The sequence below is a fragment of the Abiotrophia defectiva ATCC 49176 genome (assembly GCF_000160075.2).
In the GTDB taxonomy this organism is placed as follows: Bacteria; Bacillota; Bacilli; order Lactobacillales; family Aerococcaceae; genus Abiotrophia; species Abiotrophia defectiva.
The window spans coordinates 1,440,184-1,458,794 of record NZ_KI535340.1; the positions used below are offsets into that span (position 1 = coordinate 1,440,184).

Sequence of the window (18,611 nt, forward strand, 5' to 3'; positions counted from 1 at the left end):
ACCATGTCAGATTTAATTACGGTTGTTGTGCCGGTTTACAATGTTGAATCTTACTTAGAGCGTTGTGTGACTAGCATTCGCAATCAAAGTCATACCAACCTTGAAATTCTGCTAGTCAATGATGGCTCTACAGATAAGAGTTTAGAAATCTGTCAGCGTCTAGAGCAAGAAGATCAACGTATTCGCCTGATTTCGCAGGTTAATGGCGGTTTATCGGCTGCAAGAAATACGGGCATTGCTCAAGCCAAAGGGCAGTACATTGCCTTTATTGATAGTGATGATGTTATTTCTTTGGATATGATGAAGACTCTTTATCAAGAGATGGTCTCTGCCCAAGCAGACTTGGCCATGTGCTCTCACTATGATATTTATGATGACCAGATTCCAAGCGGACCAGAAGCAGAAGCACAGACTTGGATCTATACAGCCAAAGAGGCTATTGGTCATGTCATGGCGGCTAAAGGCTTTACGGTCATGGCCCCAACTAAACTCTATAAGCGTTCACTCTTCGATGACTTGAATTTTGAGTTAGGTAAGATTGCTGAAGATGCCTTCATCATGATTCGCTTGCTAGCCAAGTGTCAGCGAGTGGTGGCGACGGATGCTAAGCTCTATTACTATATGCATCGACCAAATAGCATTACCACTCAAAAGTTCTCACTAAAGTTCCTCAATGTGATTGAGGCTTATCAACAAAACTATGAAATTATCAAACGGGACTACCCAGATTTGTTGCCAGTTGCCATGACTCGGCTTTATTGGGCGCATTTCTATGTCTACGATCGTTTGTTGCTGGATTCAGACTATCAAGATGAAAGTCTTAAAAAACGCCTACGGTCCTATCTAACAGACCACTTTTGGCAGATCATGCGTGATCCGCTTTTCACCAAAGGGCGTAAACTTAGTATGCTTGCTTTACAGATTAGTCCTGCTCTCTATAAGCAAATCATTAGTAAGAAATACAAAAAGGAGTTGCATGGATAAATGATACGATTAGATTGGATTGAGAAACATTACTACCAAATCAATACTTGCTTTCTTTTAGCATTGATGATGTATTGTATGGCAGGGTTGATTGTACCCTTACAATTTCTCAGTGCCCATCCTTTAGTATATGGTACCATCACCTTGATAGGGTGCTTATTAGGGCTCTATAATTTATTATCCAAGAAGGTTCATCTCAAACTTAGCTTACTACCGTGGCTAGTTGCCTTCTTCCTCTTGAATATTGTGACAAGTCTCTTGGTAGTCAACTTTGGTTATATGGCAAACTTCAAGAATATGGTCATATTCTTCCTTTATTTCTTTGCCATTTACCCAATCTTTATTAATTTGGGTCAAGGACAAGCCAAGCGCTTGCTGTATAACATGTTCTGGCTAGTCGTCATCGTGAATACTATCGGGGATTTGATTTCCATTGGGCAATTCGTGGCCTTGATTGGCTATCATGTTAGCGACTATAAAGGTTTAATTATTCGTCAAGGCTTTATTGAGTCGCGATTATTTGGGATTTTGGCTAGCCCTAACTATTTGGCAATCATCTCGCTCTTAGTAGTTCTCTTCCTCTTAAGCCAATGGCGTAAGAATCAAGTGACTTGGATGAAAGTGGCAATCGTCTCGTCTATTGTCATTAACTTCGTTTACATTGTCTTATCTGGTTCTAGAACGGCCTTGCTATGCTTACTAGCAGCGACCTTGATTTATAGTATGGTCAACATTTCCGGTTGGCAGTTGAAGAAACGTTTCTTAACTATCTGTGTGGTCTTTGCTGCTATTGGGGTCGGAGTCTACAGTGTTGACACAGTAGGGGAGTTTTACTTACAACAATCAGGTGGTATTCGCATTCTCAACGATGAAGCCAGCGTGACAGGTAATCAAAAGGTCACCACTGGTGAAGGGACTTTGAAACGGTCAGATACTGAAGAAACCAATATCTCTAACAACCGTTTCGATATTTGGAAGTCAACCTTGGCTTTAGTCCCTTACCGTCCGGTCTTAGGGTTTTCTTCAGGGAACTGGCACAGTGTAGCTAAGTCTTATGATGCCAATAGTTATGTGGTTAAGCAGCACTATTTGACTCATAATGGATATATTGAAGTCCTATTCTACAATGGTATCTTAGGTTTTATCACCTTAGGCTTCTTTATCTTGTCATCTACAAAGCGCCTTTTAGCCAAATGGTGGGCCCTCAACAAGAAAGGAGTTAGCCGCCAGGATTTAGATATGATTCTAGCCATGATGGCCGTCATCTTTACTTCTAACTTGTTCTTGAGTTCGACCTTATACGGGATTTCTTTCTTAGGTGTCATTCTATTTGCTATCTTAGGCTATTACGAAGCAGTTATAGCCAAGGATTATGCCGGTTATCGTCAGTTGAATGACCAAGAAGTTCGTCAGGTTGAACTTGAAATCATGGACTATATCCATGCCATTTGTCAACGTGAGAAAATCCAATATAGCTTAGCTTATGGAACTTTACTGGGAGCTGTTCGCCATCAAGGCTTCATTCCTTGGGATGATGATATGGATATTGCCTTGGTTCGTTCTGAGTATGAGCGTCTCTATCAAGCCATTAAGGCAGACCGCCACCCCGTTTACCAGGTGACGGGCTTCCAAGATGTTTGGCATTATCCTTTCCCATTTTATCGTGTGGTCGATAAGCGTACTTTCTATGAAAATAATACTTTGGCATGGCCAAGTAAATTAGGCATCTGCGTAGATGTCTTCCCCTTTGACCATGCTAAGGGAGACCAAGCAAAAATGGACCGCCTTGATCAGTTGCGGCAACTCTCTGCCTATTCTTGGAATGGCATTCGTAATGAAGAGGGCGGCTTAGGTAACCTTATTCGCTATGCCGTTAATTTCTTCTTCCGTCTCTTGCCACCTCGTATTTGGAACCAAAAAATGGACCAATTAGCACAGAAGGGGAGCGACTCTAATCGACTTGATTATTTGATGGAGAAGAAGCGGCGCGATACAAGTTTTGCTAAGACGGCACATGAACAGGTTCAAGAGGCTGTATTTGAAAACCGTCGCTATAAAATTCTTTCAGATTACGATCAGGTTCTAACGGCTATTTATGGAGCAGATTACATGCAATTGCCTGCAGAAGAAGACCGCGTCCAACATGCGCCATTTACTGCTTACAGGGAGGAAGCCTAAATGTCACTTATGCAATGGGCTAAACGGAGTTTGGCTAGCCTTTTAGGTAAACACAAGGATAGCATTAAAAAATTGCCGCTTATTAAGCAGTTAAATCAAAAGGCTAACAAAGAGCTAGATGAAGGGCGACAAGCCCTATTGAAGGCTAATTTTGACCAAATTTTAGAGATTGTCTATGATCAAGACCACTTAAACTTTGATTTATGGTTGGATTTTGGTAGTCTACTAGGTTATTACCGTGAAGGTGGACGCATTGAGCATGATATTGATATGGACTTTGCCCTCAAAGTCAGCGACTTAGAGGCCTTTGATGTCTATGAAGCTCATCTCTTAGCTAATGGCTTCCGTAAACGCAAGGACTTTACCTATGAGGGAAAAGTGGTGGAAAGGGCTTATGATTTCAATGGGCTAAACATTGACTTTATCTTCTATGAGGCCACTGAGAGTCATTTTACGAGTGTCACCATTGACTTTAAGATTAATGCCATTGGACAGCCAACGCGCTTGATGGCTTATCGCTATCAATTACCTCTGATGGAGATTGATTGGGCCAAGATTGAAGCGCATAAGGTCATGGTACCGCAAGATTGCCATCGCTATCTGTCCTTACTTTATGGCGCTGATTTTATGGAGCCAAACACTCACTATCATTGGCAAGCTAACCCGATTTATCAGCAAGTTTCATCTCAACCAGCTCAAGTTAAGCTTTTGCCTTAATGATGTAGAAAATCCCCGTCACTGAATTAATCAGTGACGGGGATTTTGTGTTGTGCTATCTAGCCTAGCGATTGCCATTATTTTGATTCTGTTGCGTGTTCTGCATCTGTTGATTGGAACCCTGATTGATGGTTGGGTTATTGGTGTTGCTACCACTGACATCAATTCCTTCCGAATAATCACCATTAGCATTCCAGAGTAAGAACTCGTGAATATTATGTTTAGCTAGCGCATTGATCTGTGCCTGAACCTGTAGGGTGCCGTATTCTTGATAGGTACCTACTGGTTTGCTAGAGTCGGTAAAGTCTTGAATCCAAGGACGACTGATTACCTTATTTTGAACGTTTTTAAGTACCTGCTCCTCTGAGAACATGTATTCATCAACTAACTCATAAGGATGTAAGTCAGGTAACTCAATTCCGAAGAAGGCTGTACCCCAGTGAGAAGGGTAAATCATACTTGAAATAACATCCAATTGTTCGGCCATTTTAGCAAAGTCCTGACCAATCCCGGTTGTTTCAGTTTGACCACTGGTAACGGCTGTAATACCGAAGACGTCGGCACCAACTTTAACACCATATGGCGCAAGTTGTTCCTTGGCGAGTTTCAAGAAGTCGGTAATAGCCGCCACACGGTCTTCACCTTCAATCTTATTACCACTAGCAGAAACATAGTTGCTGTAGTTGCCTTTGTCAAAACGTAAATCTTCAGCAAAAGTCTCAAAACCTTCTGGGAAGCGGACGTAGTCAAACTGGATTTCCTTGAAGCCCATCTTAGCTGCTGCAATGGAAACGTCAATGTTGTACTTCCAAACTTCTTCTAGGTAGGGGTTAATGAACTGAGAGCCGTTGCCATCTGACCAGATATTGCCGGTCTCACGTGAATGGAAGGAAAGGTCTGGGTGTTTTTCTGCCATCATATTATCCTTGAAGGTAACAATACGAGCAATCGGATAGATTTGGTTGTCTTCCAAGGTCTTGAGAGCAGCTTTTAAATCAGCAACTTGGACAATGTTTTCTTTAACCATGGCATTGTCAGTGTCGATTTGGGTGACAATTTGGCCATAGTCATCCTTAAAGTCAATGACGGCTGTATTAAGGCCGTTACGTTTCATCATGGCGATGACTTTCTGGAATTTGGCTTCGTTGGCAATAATCTCTGGTGACAGATAGATACCTTTGACGCCATTTTGCGGGTAGGCGATATTAATCCCGCTATCGTAGAAGAGGGCTTTTGGTAGATTGGTTGGCGTATCTAGGATACGTCCTTCTTCTATCTTGATCCCTTCATAACGGTTAGTTTTGCCTTGGTTACGGCGATTGTTGAAGTCTGCAATCTCATCTGCTGAGTATTTAGACTGAACTTGGGGGAGCGACTGATAAGTCGTTTGGTTGGCTTCTTGCTTCTGACAAGCGGTCAAAAAGAGCATCAAGAGCAGCAAGAGAGCGCCGGATTTGACATATTTCATGCGTTACCTCCTGAGGCTATTTTTTCTGTTCTTTCAATTTCACTAGGTCAACCTTAAGATTGACTAAGTTGGCGTTGAGTTTCTCAAAATGGGGGAGGACCTTATCTAGATTCATCAGATTCGTCGTAGAGAGTGTGTTAACATTCTTTAAGACATCGAAGAATGATTGGTAGTTAGATTCAGGATTAGCAATGGATTTAAAGGATTGAGATTCCAAGGCCAAGTTAGCCGTATAGTCGTTAACGTAGGTGGCTAAGTCCTGATCTAATTGGTTAATGGCACTATTAATGTCCTGGAATTTGTCAGTAGGGAGATTCTTATTATCGGTCCCTTGAGTTAATTCCTTCAGCATCTCTTGGAGATGGGTCCGTTTCTTATTAATACTTTCAAGATGTGATTTACGTTCCTGAATGTTTTTTTCAACTTGGCTATCATTAGAATTGAAAAGTGCCAAATTGTTTTGGCTTAAGTCTGTTTCAAAAGCTGCTTGCAAATTCTTTTCTTGCGTTTGAATTTCGGTTAAATCATTGATGATGCCCGTAGTATCTTCTTGAATCAAGCCAACTGCTCGATCGACACGGGCCAAGGAATTATCACAGGCCGCGAGGAAAAGACAGCTACAGATCAAAATCAAAAGATATTTGATTCGCTTCATAAAGACTCCTTTGCTTTTTGTCACCTAGGTGTTTTCTTCACCATTTTGAGGTATAATAGTACTTATACTTCTTTATTATACCAAAAAGAAAACGCATTTAACAAGGAGAACGCTATGTTAGTCGCATTCGCTACCGTACTAGGCCTTTTGATAGTGGACCAAGGACTTAAATTTTGGGTGTTAACCCATCTAGCCTTAGGTCAGCAGATGGAATTAGTGCCCGGTTTTTTAAGCTTAACTCATATCCAGAATAGAGGCGCATCTTGGGGTATCTTGCCGGGAGCTCAAGGCTTGTTTATCGGCATCAGTTTATTAGCAGTGGCTTTCTTCAGCTATAAAATCTACCGTCGACAAGCTAGTTCTACTTGGGTCAATCTAGCTTATGCCTGTTTAGTGGGAGGCGCTGTGGGGAATCTCCTTGATCGCCTGCTAAACGGCTATGTGGTCGATATGCTACAATTAGACTTTGTATCTTTCCCAATATTTAACCTAGCGGACACGGCTTTGACAGTGGGGGTCTTGATACTCTTATTGATGGCCAAGGACCATGATTTAAGTTTATACTAAAAGAAAGTCTAAAGGAGATCGTATGACAAAGGAAAAATTTCAATTAGAAGGGCAGGCGGGGCGCTTGGACAAGGTCTTAACTGACTTGTTACCAGGTGAAAGCCGCTCAACTATTCAAAAAATCATTAAAGACGGCCTGGTAAGTGTCAATGGTCAAGAGCAAAAGGCTAATTTCAAACTAAAGGGTGATGAGACCCTCTTGGTAGCACGCCGAAACCTAGCAGTAGAAGAGGACTCCCTACCAGAGCCCGAAGCCATGGATTTGGACATTATTTATGAAGATGAAGATATTCTAGTCATTAACAAGCCGGCTGGGCTGGTGGTACATCCCTCTAAGGGGCATCTCAAGGGAACCCTTGTTAATGGCTTGCTCCATTATCTAAATGGCAATCTATCCACTGGTTCGGATTTTTATCGCCCAGGTATTGTTCACCGAATTGATAAGGATACTTCAGGCCTTTTAGTAGTAGCTAAACATAATGCTGCCCACCAAGCCCTAGCAGATCAGTTACTCAATCATGATATGCGCCGTTCTTATATAGCATTGGTACACGGCCAGGTCAAGGCTCCCCAGGGGACCATTGAAGCGCCGTTGCAACGCGATCCTGCTAATCGCCTACGTTGGACAGTGGCCAAAGAGGGCAAGTATGCCTTAACTCGATTCCAAGTCATGGAAAACTTTGAGAATGCTACCTTACTAGATCTTGAACTTGAAACAGGGCGGACCCATCAGATTCGTGTCCATCTAGAGTTTATTGGACATCCACTAGTTGGAGATCCTGTTTACCGCAAAGGATTAGACCATATCAAGGGCTCCTTAGTCCATGATATGACTGGCCAACTGCTGCATGCCTATGCCTTAAAGTTACAACACCCTAGAAGTGGCGAATGGCTTGAGTTTAAGGCGCCACTTCCAAGGCGCTTTGAAGAGGCGTTAGACCAGTTAAGATAAAATCCAATGATTCTAAGACAGAAAGGAAGGGATGTCATGAATCCAAATGATAAGATTCTGGATAAAATCCGCAATCTGCTTGAACTAGCAGAAGATGGTAACCAGGATGAGGAGAGTCAGACGGCCCTCCTGATGGCCCAGAAACTCATGCTCAAGCATAAAATTTCGCAACAAGAGTTAGATGCTGCGACTAGTCTGGATGCGATTGTGACGCGTTCCTTATCTGTTTACAAAACCCTCTTCTGGTGGGAAAAAATATTAGCTCGGACCATTGCAGATAATTTTCGTATCATGCTCTATGTTCAGAGTACTCGATTGCCACACCAGTCAAAAACCCAACGTAAAATTGTTTATATGGGCTATCAGTCTGATGTGGACTTGGCCTATCATGTCTTTCAACTAGCAGCTAATGCCATGAAGTTCCATGCCGGACAACACCTGAAATTAGATCATGACGGCTTGACTAGCTCGCAAAAGCAGAATCAGCGTCGGGCCTATTACCAAGGCTTTATGGATGGTTTAGCGGCTAAATATGAGCAGCAGCGCCAAAGTATGGTGGCAGAAGAGGCCGGCTATGCCCTAGTCATTCAAGTACCTGAAGCGGTTAAGGAAGCCTTTCATGCTCAGGTTCAAGGACAGATTGTTTTTAAGCAACCTGTTGTTAATGAACAGACCTTAGCCTATGAACGAGGCTACCATCAAGCTAAATCCATGTCTTTAGACGCCAAGCAACTGGATAGTGGATTAAAATGAGAATTCTAGGTGAATAACGTTTTTAGCTTTAGTAGTTAAACGGATGGTTTAGCTACTTTTTTTATGCCATAAATTGCATCTTGACTAAGCTAATGTTCATATTAAGCAGGGAAATATATATGAAATCACAATGATATTTACAGGCAAACACCTTTATATAGGTGTTTAGTCTATCAAAAATGTCTTAACAATTATATATGAAATAGACACCTGTCCAAATATCTAGACAAGTTGCGTACGATATTTTGGGGTCATGAACTTAAAGTTCGTGTTTTATCATATGCAATATGTCAGCATTACTACAGCTATGAAACAAGAGCCCAGAATCCCCTATATATAGGGGATGATAGCTATATATAGGGCGTATTCCGAATGATGATAACAAGATATAGTGATAATTAACGTATTTTTCATTTACACAGCGTAACCTTTTTGTTATAATATCTGTGACTAGTTATATATGCAAAAGTTTTCTACAGTAATTGTCATTAGACTGTCTTGAAGTCCTGAGATGTCTGCCATGTTCGTTCGATGTTAATATCTAACTAAGAAAGATAATGGTCATTGTTGCATTTAGGGAGGACCTTTAAATAGTCTTATGGGAGTTGAAACTGTATAAGATGGGTCGGCACTCTTTGCAGGAGAACGATATATAACGAATAGGTATTTAGGTTAACCTAGTGAATTCAGGCAACCTGAATGTAACTAGTCAACGAATAGCGATTAAGAACTTGGCTACTCATTCTGATAGAAACAGGGCTTTGCCCCACAAGGGCCTTCGTAAAAGAGTGTTCTGTTGCCATAAGAATGTCTTAATCAAAAGGAGGAGAATAAATGAAGCAAAATGTTAAATGGACAAAGCTGTTTGCTATTTTAATGCTGGTTTTTAGCGTTTTAACAGGTCCGTTAGAGGCATTTGCCCAGGATGTCAGTAGCGCATCCGACGTCGAGGAGTTGGTCTCTTCGTCCGTAAATTCTGCATCAACTAATGATGCTACCGAAAACTCTTCATCAGAAGCTGAAGAAGAAGCAGCCTTACCTCAGGCTCAAGCTGTTAATGTTAATGGGACTCCCAAGGTTCTACACAATGCGGTTAAAAGTGCCATTGTTTGGGACTACAACAATGCACGTGAAGCGAGTAAAGACGCGAATGGCAACTATGTCTTAAGAGAAGGCTCACTCTTCGGTTTTGAAATGGAGTTTGACCTAGCAGACTATGACTATAACTTGAACAATGGGGATTACTTTGAGTATGAAATCCCAGCACCCCTGACTGTTCAAGAAGGTCGCTTTGCCTTAATCGACCGTCCAACGGGTATCTCTGTTGGTGTTGCGGAAGTAACATCTAATGGTGATGGCCAAGGTGGTTCGGTTCATATTAGCATGCAAAACTTAGAAAAATACCTTGAAGCCAAGAAGGCAGATGCTGCCTATGGTGTAAAAGGGAGTTTCTTTGTGCAGTTCAGATCTGATACCATTAAAACCCCTATTACTGTACGCCTTAAAGAAAAAGGTGTAGGGGCAGGTGTTGATATCGTCTTAAAAGTAGATCCTCGTGGCCCAGCCTCAGACAATGGTCCATACTTACAAGGTGAGAACTTTAACAAATACTGGGGTGTCATGATTGAAGCCCTTGGGAATCTGCTGCCTTAGGTACTACGGGTACCTATGCCCACCCATGGCGTGTGCGTCTGAATGCAAGTAAAGCTAATTACAACAAATATGTAGTTAATGATGAAATTTCAGCTGATAGTGCCGGCATGCAATTCATTCCTGAAACTTTCCGTCTCTTGTCTGGTAGCAAGATTAACCAGAACTGGGGCTTGGATGGTGAATACATGTTGCGTGAAGGTGTTGACTATTCTATTCGTTTCAGCGATAACTACACTAAGTTTTCTATGACCATCTTTGATCCATCTGGCAAGCCATTTATTCTTGATTATAAGACTACGGCGCCAGGTGACGGTACTAATGTAGGGAACGTGATTTCTGTTCAAGGTGATGACAAACCTATTGTGAACAATGCCTATAACAATAGTACCAGAGAAGAAGTGCGTCGTCGCAGTCGTTTGACTGAAGGTGGGGCTATTCAACTGAATGTTGCCTACCGCATTGTGATTAATAAGGTAGATGCTGAAACTAAGAAACCTTTAGCGGGCGCTGTATTTAAAGTAACTGACCCAGATGGTAATGAGTTCCGCCTAGCGCCTACTGGTGCGGATGGTTCTACTATTTCTGATGAAATTAAAGATTCCTTAGCTGCCAAAGGGACCTTTAAGATTCAAGAAGAAACTGCCCCAGAAGGTTATGAGTTATCTACTGACGTGACAGAAGTAACCGTAACTGAATCAGGCGTCATTCGTACAATTGAGAACAAGAAACGTTCAACCGAATTCAAAGCAACCAAAGTATGGGCTGGCGACCAAGACGCAAGCAAACGTCCAGCTACTAAGCTCCAACTCAAACGTGATGGCGCTAACTACGGTGATGCCAAAGACGTGCCACAAGCAGGCGGGGAAGTAAGCTGGTCTAACTTGCCATACTACCAAGATGGCAAGAATGAGCCTTCTGTCTACACAGTTGAAGAAACTGGCGTAGAAGGGACTGGCTATGAAGTAGCTTATAGTGATCAAACCGCAACCAGTGCAACTGTAACCAACACCTACCGTAACACTGAATTTAAAGCAACCAAAGTATGGGCTGGCGACCAAGATGCGACCAAGCGTCCAGCTGTCAAGTTCCAACTCAAACGTGATGGCGCTAACTATGGTGATGCCAAAGACGTGCCACAAGCAGGCGGGGAAGTTAGCTGGACTAACTTACCATACTACCAAGATGGCAAGACTGACCCATCTGTCTACACTGTTGAAGAAACTGGAGTAGAAGGTACTGGCTATGATGTAGCTTATAGCGATCAAACCGCAACAAGCACTACTGTAACCAACACCTACCGAAGCACTGAATTTAAAGCAACCAAAGTATGGGCTGGCGACCAAGATGCGACCAAGCGTCCAGCTGTCAAGTTCCAACTCAAACGTGATGGTGCTAACTATGGTGATGCCAAAGACGTACCTCAAGCAGGCGGGGAAGTAACTTGGTCTAACTTGCCATACTACCAAGATGGTAAGACTGACCCATCTGTCTACACTGTTGAAGAAACAGGTGTAGAAGGTACTGGCTATGATGTAGCTTATAGCGATCAAACCGCAACAAGTGCAACTGTAACCAACACCTACCGCAGCACTGAATTTAAAGCAACCAAAGTATGGGCTGGTGACCAAGACACTACTAAGCGTCCAGCAGCTAAGTTCCAACTTAAGCGTGATGGTGCTAACTATGGCGATGCCAAAGACGTACCTCAAGCAGGCGGTGAAGTAACTTGGTCTAACTTACCATACTACCAAGATGGTAAGACTGACCCATCTGTCTACACTGTTGAAGAAACAGGCGTAGAAGGTACTGGCTATGATGTAGCTTATAGCAACCAAACCGCTACAAGCGCGACTGTAACCAATACTTACCGTACTACCGAGTTCAAAGTAACCAAGGTATGGGCTGGCGACCAAGATGCAACGAAGCGTCCGTCTGTCAAGTTCCAATTAAAACGTGACGGTGCTAACTATGGCGAAGCTAAGGATGTACCAAAAGAAGGCGGTTTAGTCACATGGACTAACTTGCCATACTACCAAGATGGTAAGACTGAGGCTTCTGTCTACACTGTTGAAGAATTAACTGAAACACCAAATGGCTATGAAGTAACCTACACTTCTGATGCTAATGGTAGTGTGACCGTCACAAACACCTTCAAGACAACTGGTTTTGTTGCAAGCAAAGTTTGGAAAGGCGATAAAGATCCTTCAGTTCGTCCTCAAGCTCAATTCCAACTCTACCGTGATGGGGTAGCATATGGCCAACCGCAAGCTGTTCCAACAGTTGATGGTCAAGTTGCTTGGACTAACTTACCTTACTACCAAGAAGGTAAGAATGAAGCAAGTGTCTACACTGTTCAAGAAGTACAAGCAGTGGATTCACCATATGCAGCGACCTATGCTGATCAAACAGCAAGCACTGTGACTGTAACTAACACACTTCAAAACAAAACAACTAGCTTCACTGTTAATAAGCAATGGCGTGGTTTTGAATCTAACATGAAACGTCCAAATGCTAAATTCCAATTAAAACGTGACGGCCAAGCTTATGGCGAACTTCGTGATGTGCCAAAAGAAGACGGTCAAGTTGTTTGGACTGATTTACCACTCTATCAAGATGGGACTACTACACCAAGTGTCTACACTGTTGATGAGTTAGATCCAACTAACCAAGGTGGCTATGAATGGAAGGTTGAGAACTTAACCGCTTCTTCAGCGACGGTTATTAACTCACGTAAGCCAGTCGATCAACCACCAACCCCACCAACTCCTTCTGGTAAGCGTGAATTACCTAAGACTGGTGAACATGATACATTCTTAACTGGTTTAGCAGGCTTAAGCTTCTTATTAGCAGCAGCTTATGTCATTTCTCCAGTACGTCGTCGTAACTAAGTTAGTGCGACCAATAGACGCAAACCCTAAATGCGTAAAAACTCAGAGCTTGAGCTCTGAGTTTTTTTGTACTTAGGGCCTAAAAAAACTCCCCTTCGTATAGGGGAGGGATTTGCTTATAGTTTGAAGAATTCAACCAAGTAACGAGCTAAGCCGTCTTGATCATTTGTGTAAGATGTTATATCGTTAGCAATTGCTTTAAGTGGTTCAATGGCATTTGCCATGGCTACACCACGTCCGGCATAAGCTATCATCGATAGGTCATTGTGTTGGTCGCCAAAAGCCATGATATGAGAATTGGGAATATGGTAGAACTGGGCTAAGCGATCAATCCCATAAGCTTTGTTAACTCCTTTTTGGACGACTTCTAAGAAGGGAAGGTTGCCGCCCCAAGTATCAATATCCACCTGTTGTCCATATTCTTTTAAGAGTAATTTCTTAATTGACTCTTGAGTCTCAGCGGTTGAAAAGACGCTAAGTGATGTCGGGCCAAAGGTCAAACTCTCTGGAGTCATCAAGGTAAGATCATTTGGATCAACCTGGAAAAAGGGACTATCCGGAATATCATAACTAGAGACAAAGACGTAACCGGGACCTTCAGCACAGACTAGGGAAACACCTAGGTCTCGACTTTGATCCATAATTTTGAGCGCTAATTCCCGTGGGACTTCTGCTTCATAGCGTGCTTGCCAGTTGGGACGGCCAGGATAGTGGCCATAAGCTCCATTAAGGTTAAGAATTGGTGCCTGAGGGTCAATCGCCTTGTAAAACTGTTGGCTATTGCGGTAAGGCCGCCCAGTGGCGATAACGACGAGGTGTCCCATATCCCGTACTTGTTGCAGTACTTGAATGGTGTAGGGACTTAATTGTGATTGGTTATTTAAGGTTGTGCCATCTAAATCAATGGCGATGAGATAGGCTTGCATGGAAATCCTCCTTATCATCTTAGTATAGCCATTTCTGCCTTGGCTTTCAACTCTTAATGACAAGCAAGATGCTTGATTTTTCTATTAAATAGCTTAAAATGAAGGAGTAATTGCCAAGGAAAGGGGCTTGTGACCATGAGTCAAGAACTAACAGAAAAACTACAGACCCAGATTCAAACCGCTTTGGAAGAAGTGATTGACCCAGAACTGGGAATTGATATCGTCAATCTTGGCTTGGTTTATGAAGTCGATTTAAGCGAAGAAGGGGTCTGTGAAGTTCAGATGACCTTGACCACAATTGGTTGTCCTTTAGCAGACGTTATCATCAATGATGTCAAACGAGCTTTGCTTAAGATTGACCAAATTAAAGAAGTTAAGGTTGAGTTGGTTTGGTATCCAGCTTGGGACCCAAGTCGCATGAGTCGCTATGCCCGTATCGCCTTAGGCGTTAAATTATAGGAGGGATATTATGCGTGAGTTAGCAGATTTACGAGCCGTTGAGGATTTCAAAGCACAAAATCCAGAGGGACTAGTCATTGATGTTCGGTCTCAAGCGGACTATGAAGAAGGGCATATGGAGGGAGCACTGCATCATCCTGAGGAAACTATCTTGACGGATTTAGCTGATAGAGACAAGACTTTACCAATTGCGGTTTACTGTAACCGAGGTATTAAGTCACGCCGTGTAGCCCAAAGTCTCGAAGCAGCTGGCTTCAGCAACATTTATAATTATACACCTGGTTTAAAAGGTTAAGAAAAGTTTAAAGTCAAAAAAGGTCAGATAAAACTCTTGACCTTTTTTGACTTTTGGTCTATACTAAGAATGTGCCCAAGATTGGGCTATTATTAAACACTAAAAACACTGACTATTTTTGACCAAATAACGATAAAGGAAGGTGCTAAGATGATTGAAAAAATGACAACAACCATGCAAGAAGCTTTGGGTCAAGCGCAACAGATTGCCATAACCCGGCAACATCAGGAAATTGATATTCCTCATCTCTGGCATGTTCTGATTCAACCTAATGAATTTGCGGCCCGTCTCTATGAAGAAATTGGCGTCCCTATGGAAGAGTTCCGACACTTAGTCAATAAAGAGATTGACGCGCTTAGCGTTGTATCAGGAAGTAATGTTCAGTATGGCCAAGCGATTAGCCAACGACTTAACCAGCTTTTTGTAGCAGCAAATCAGATTGCTAAAGACAATCAGGATGAATTTTTATCTACTGAAGTTGTTCTATTAGCGCTTTACAAGCAAAAGGGTAATCCCTTGACTCAATTCTTGAATCAACATGATATCAGTGAGTCTAGATTAAAAGAACGTATCGATCAATTGAGAGGAGGATCACGCGTGACATCACAAAATCAAGAAGAAACCTATGAAGCTTTGGCCAAGTATGCTACAAACCTTGTCCAAGCCGTAAGAGAAAATAAACTAGATCCAGTCATCGGACGTGACGAAGAAATTCGCGATGTTATCCGAATTCTATCACGTAAGACTAAGAATAATCCAGTCTTAATCGGGGAACCAGGTGTTGGTAAGACTGCCATTGTGGAAGGCTTGGCCCATCGTATTGTAAGACGCGATGTACCTGAAAACCTCAAAGACAAGGAAATCTATAGCCTTGATATGGGGGCCTTGATTGCAGGCGCCAAGTATCGCGGTGAATTTGAAGAACGTCTTAAGGCCGTTCTCAAAGAAGTGAAGCAATCAGAAGGTAGAATCTTGCTCTTCATTGATGAGATTCACCTGATTGTAGGGGCAGGTAAGACAGATGGCGCTATGGACGCCGGTAACTTGCTCAAACCTATGTTAGCGCGTGGGGAGTTACACTGTATTGGTGCCACTACCTTAGACGAATACCGTGAGAACATTGAAAAGGATAAGGCCTTGGAACGTCGTTTCCAACGGGTGCTAGTTCAAGAGCCAACTGTGGAAGATACTATTTCCATCTTACGGGGGCTTAAGGAACGCTTCGAAATCCACCACGGGGTTAACATTCATGACAATGCCTTGGTGGCAGCGGCTATCCTGTCCAACCGCTACATTACTGATCGCTTCTTACCTGATAAGGCCATCGACTTAGTTGACGAAGCCTGTGCTACCATTCGGGTGGAAATTAACTCTATGCCGACAGAAATGGACCAAGTCAATCGGCGTCTCATGCAACTTGAAATCGAAGAAGCGGCACTTAAGAAGGAACATGACGAAGCAAGTAAGAAACGCTTAGAGAACTTACAAGAAGAATTGGCTGATTTACGCGAACAAGCCAACATGCTCAAAATGCGTTGGGAAATCGAGAAAGAAGCTTCAAACAAAATGCGTGACAAACGCCTTGAGTTAGAAGCGGCTCGCCATCAACTCGAAGAAGCAGAGGCTAGCTACGATCTGGAAAAAGCAGCCGTACTCCGTCATGGTAAAATTCCACAATTAGAGAAGGAATTAGCAGAACTTGAAGCCAAAGAAACGGTGCCACGTCATGAACGTCTGACCCAAGAATCAGTGACTGACGAGGAAATCGCGCAAGTGGTAGGTCGATTGACAGGTATTCCAGTTAATCGACTGGTTGAAGGTGAGCGGGAGAAATTACTCAAGCTTAGCGACACCCTACATGAACGCGTCATTGGTCAGGATGAAGCGGTTGATAAGGTAGCAGAAGCTGTCCTACGTTCTCGTGCCGGCTTACAAAACCCTAACCGTCCAATTGGGTCCTTCCTCTTCTTAGGACCTACCGGGGTAGGGAAGACAGAGTTAGCCAAAGCCTTGGCTGAAACTCTCTTTGACTCTGAGAGCCATCTGGTTCGGATTGATATGTCCGAGTATATGGAGAAACACAATGTCTCTCGTCTAGTAGGGGCTCCTCCAGGCTATGTGGGTTATGAAGAGGGCGGTCAATTAACGGAAGCCGTACGTCGGACACCTTATACCATTGTCTTATTAGATGAAATTGAAAAGGCCCACCCAGACGTCTTCAATATCCTGCTCCAAGTTCTTGACGACGGTCGCTTGACCGACTCTAAAGGTCGGACTGTTGACTTCAAGAATACAGTGCTGATTATGACCTCTAATATTGGCTCAAGCCTCTTGTTAGAAGGAGTAGAGGACGATGGCAGCATCAATCCAGAGACCGCATCTCAAGTGCGCCAACTCTTGCGTCAACACTTCAAGCCAGAGTTCCTCAACCGGATTGACGACACCGTACTCTTTACACCATTGGCTCAAAGCCACATGAATAAGATTGTCTTCAAGCTCCTGAAGGGACTGCAAGAACGTTTGGCTTACCAAGATATTAGCCTTGAATTAGATGATCAAGCAGCCACTTGGTTAGCTCATAATGGCTATGATCCTGTCTATGGGGCACGTCCACTTATGCGCTACATGACGCGTGAATTAGAAACGCCATTAGCTAAGGCCATCATTGCAGGGGACATTCAACCTAACTCTCATGTGACGGTGCACTTAGAGGATGACCACCTAGTCTTTGAATCTAAACCTAATCAAGAATAAGGTCAAAAAAGATGACTAAGTTAACTTAGTCATCTTTTTTTATGTTTAAATTTTGCTTGAGCTAACTTCTAAGTTACTTGACTTTCCTTTTTAGCTGGCGTAAGGTAAAATTAAGAAGAAAGAGTTTATTTTATACGATGATTCCAATCCCAAGCCTGGTTTCAAGCTTAGGATTGCTAGGAGGAGCGCTATGGCACGCTACGATAAATATATAATGAAATACATTGGTTTAGTCACCTTAATTGTCTTAGGGGTCTGGAACTGGAACTCCCTTATGGGTCTTGTCGGATCCATCTATAAGACCTTAGGGCCTATTATTAATGGGGCGATTTTCGCCTATATCTTGAATCTACTCATGGTGCGCTATGAGGGGTTACTGACCAAAGTCCAAGGACAAGTACCTGGTGTCAAATCACTAAAACGCCCGGTATCTATGTTTTTATCACTTTTAACCTTTGTCCTAGCAGTGATTATGATTTTGGTTCTGGTTTTGCCGCAATTGTCAACAGCCATCAGCCGCTTTATTGAGGTAATTCCAGGTGTCAGCACTTGGCTTCAGAGAGCGATTGAAGAATACGATGCTTATTTCCCTCAGTTGCAGACCCTCATGTCCCAGCTTAATATCAACTGGGGGAGTTTGATTCAACAGTCCATGACGGTGCTCAATACCTTGTCTTCTAATTTTCTCAATATTACCTTCAACACCATTACTGGCGTGGCCTCCAATACCATTAACTCCATCCTGTCCTTGATGGTGGCCCTCTATATTTTGGGGTCTAAGGAACGTCTTTTGCTACAGGGTAAGCGAGTGATTATGGCCTACTTGAAACCTAGTCACGCTCAGACTTTATTAGACATTATTCGCCTAATGAATGAATCCTTCACCAATTTCTTCGTGGGGATGACCTTGGAAGGCATCATTCTGGGCAGCCTAGTCACCGTTGCTGCCAGCATCTTCAATCTGCCATATGCGGGGATGTTAGGAGTGATTGCTGGGGTTATGGCCCTAATTCCAATTATTGGTGGCTATATCTCTGCAGCAGTAGGGACTTTGATGCTGTTGGCTGTTTCACCAAGCCAGGCCCTCTTTTACTTAGTCATGGTCATCATTATCATGCAGCTGGAAGGGAACCTAATCTATCCACGTGTGGTCGGGGGATCTATTGGGTTACCAGGTCTCTGGGTCTTAGTGGCCTTCACAGTCGGTGGCGGCTTAATGGGAATCTCAGGTATGATTCTGGGGATCCCATTAGCGGCGACCCTCTACAAACTATTGGGTCGAGATGTCCTCATGCGGGAGAAGCGTCAAACCTTGACTATTCTTGAATAAGTTAGATAGCGAGAGCATGGCTGCTCTCGCTA

The 18,611-nt window shown here is 43.0% G+C and carries 15 protein-coding genes; 12 read left to right on the forward strand and 3 right to left on the reverse strand.

Annotated elements, in window-relative coordinates; all coding sequences use genetic code 11:
• The first annotated feature begins 3 nt into the window (after positions 1-3).
• The 3 genes from GCWU000182_RS06650 to GCWU000182_RS06660 are packed head-to-tail and all read left to right on the forward strand — an operon-like array spanning position 4 to position 3,879.
• Entirely contained in the window at positions 4-984 is a 981-nt protein-coding gene (locus tag GCWU000182_RS06650) for a glycosyltransferase family 2 protein (RefSeq protein ID WP_023392044.1), read from the forward strand.
• Positions 985-3,162 carry a LicD family protein gene (locus GCWU000182_RS06655; RefSeq protein ID WP_023392045.1) on the forward strand — a complete coding sequence of 726 codons (2,178 nt, stop codon included), beginning with the start codon at positions 985-987 and terminating at the stop codon, positions 3,160-3,162.
• Entirely contained in the window at positions 3,163-3,879 is a 717-nt protein-coding gene (locus tag GCWU000182_RS06660; RefSeq protein WP_023392046.1) for a LicD family protein, read from the forward strand.
• Positions 3,880-3,943: 64 nt separating this feature from the next.
• On the opposite strand, the gene GCWU000182_RS06665 is transcribed toward GCWU000182_RS06660, so the two are convergent.
• Together GCWU000182_RS06665 and GCWU000182_RS06670 are read right to left on the reverse strand one after the other, a co-directional pair.
• A complete protein-coding gene (locus GCWU000182_RS06665; RefSeq protein ID WP_023392047.1) occupies positions 3,944-5,347 on the reverse strand; it encodes a putative glycoside hydrolase in 1,404 nt (467 codons plus the stop codon).
• 16 nt (positions 5,348-5,363) lie between these two features.
• The gene (locus GCWU000182_RS06670) at positions 5,364-6,002 is read right to left on the reverse strand and encodes a YkyA family protein (protein ID WP_035364275.1); all 639 of its coding nucleotides are present in this window, start codon (positions 6,000-6,002) and stop codon (positions 5,364-5,366) included.
• A 114-nt stretch (positions 6,003-6,116) separates the two neighbouring features.
• Between GCWU000182_RS06670 and lspA the strand changes: the two genes are divergently transcribed.
• The 5 genes from lspA to GCWU000182_RS06695 all read left to right on the forward strand — a co-directional run bounded on the left by lspA (position 6,117) and on the right by GCWU000182_RS06695 (position 12,815).
• Positions 6,117-6,569: a signal peptidase II gene (lspA, locus tag GCWU000182_RS06675; RefSeq protein WP_035364278.1), complete on the forward strand. Its 453-nt coding sequence runs from the start codon at positions 6,117-6,119 to the stop codon at positions 6,567-6,569.
• Between the two features lie 22 nt (positions 6,570-6,591).
• Positions 6,592-7,521 carry an RluA family pseudouridine synthase gene (locus tag GCWU000182_RS06680; RefSeq protein WP_023392050.1) on the forward strand — a complete coding sequence of 310 codons (930 nt, stop codon included), beginning with the start codon at positions 6,592-6,594 and terminating at the stop codon, positions 7,519-7,521.
• Between the two features lie 36 nt (positions 7,522-7,557).
• Positions 7,558-8,274, forward strand: coding sequence for a DUF2786 domain-containing protein (locus GCWU000182_RS06685; protein WP_035364281.1), 717 nt, complete (start codon positions 7,558-7,560; stop codon positions 8,272-8,274).
• An 834-nt stretch (positions 8,275-9,108) separates the two neighbouring features.
• Positions 9,109-9,927: a hypothetical protein gene (locus GCWU000182_RS06690; protein ID WP_023392052.1), complete on the forward strand. Its 819-nt coding sequence runs from the start codon at positions 9,109-9,111 to the stop codon at positions 9,925-9,927.
• 32 nt (positions 9,928-9,959) lie between these two features.
• Positions 9,960-12,815: a Cna B-type domain-containing protein gene (locus GCWU000182_RS06695; RefSeq protein WP_023392053.1), complete on the forward strand. Its 2,856-nt coding sequence runs from the start codon at positions 9,960-9,962 to the stop codon at positions 12,813-12,815.
• A gap of 116 nt (positions 12,816-12,931) precedes the next feature.
• Here the strand turns inward: GCWU000182_RS06695 and GCWU000182_RS06700 are convergent, their stop codons facing one another.
• A complete protein-coding gene (locus GCWU000182_RS06700; protein ID WP_035364284.1) occupies positions 12,932-13,741 on the reverse strand; it encodes a Cof-type HAD-IIB family hydrolase in 810 nt (269 codons plus the stop codon).
• Positions 13,742-13,876: 135 nt separating this feature from the next.
• Between GCWU000182_RS06700 and GCWU000182_RS06705 the strand changes: the two genes are divergently transcribed.
• The 4 genes from GCWU000182_RS06705 (at position 13,877) to GCWU000182_RS06720 (ending at position 18,579) form a co-directional block, all read left to right on the forward strand.
• Positions 13,877-14,200 (forward strand): metal-sulfur cluster assembly factor, encoded by a 324-nt coding sequence (locus GCWU000182_RS06705; protein WP_023392055.1) that lies wholly within the window; start codon positions 13,877-13,879, stop codon positions 14,198-14,200.
• Between the two features lie 10 nt (positions 14,201-14,210).
• Positions 14,211-14,495: a rhodanese-like domain-containing protein gene (locus GCWU000182_RS06710; RefSeq protein WP_023392056.1), complete on the forward strand. Its 285-nt coding sequence runs from the start codon at positions 14,211-14,213 to the stop codon at positions 14,493-14,495.
• A 150-nt stretch (positions 14,496-14,645) separates the two neighbouring features.
• The gene (gene clpB / locus GCWU000182_RS06715) at positions 14,646-17,249 is read left to right on the forward strand and encodes an ATP-dependent chaperone ClpB (RefSeq protein ID WP_023392057.1); all 2,604 of its coding nucleotides are present in this window, start codon (positions 14,646-14,648) and stop codon (positions 17,247-17,249) included.
• A gap of 190 nt (positions 17,250-17,439) precedes the next feature.
• Positions 17,440-18,579, forward strand: a complete 1,140-nt coding sequence (locus GCWU000182_RS06720; RefSeq protein WP_023392058.1) for an AI-2E family transporter — start codon at positions 17,440-17,442, stop codon at positions 18,577-18,579.
• Positions 18,580-18,611: the final 32 nt, after the last annotated feature.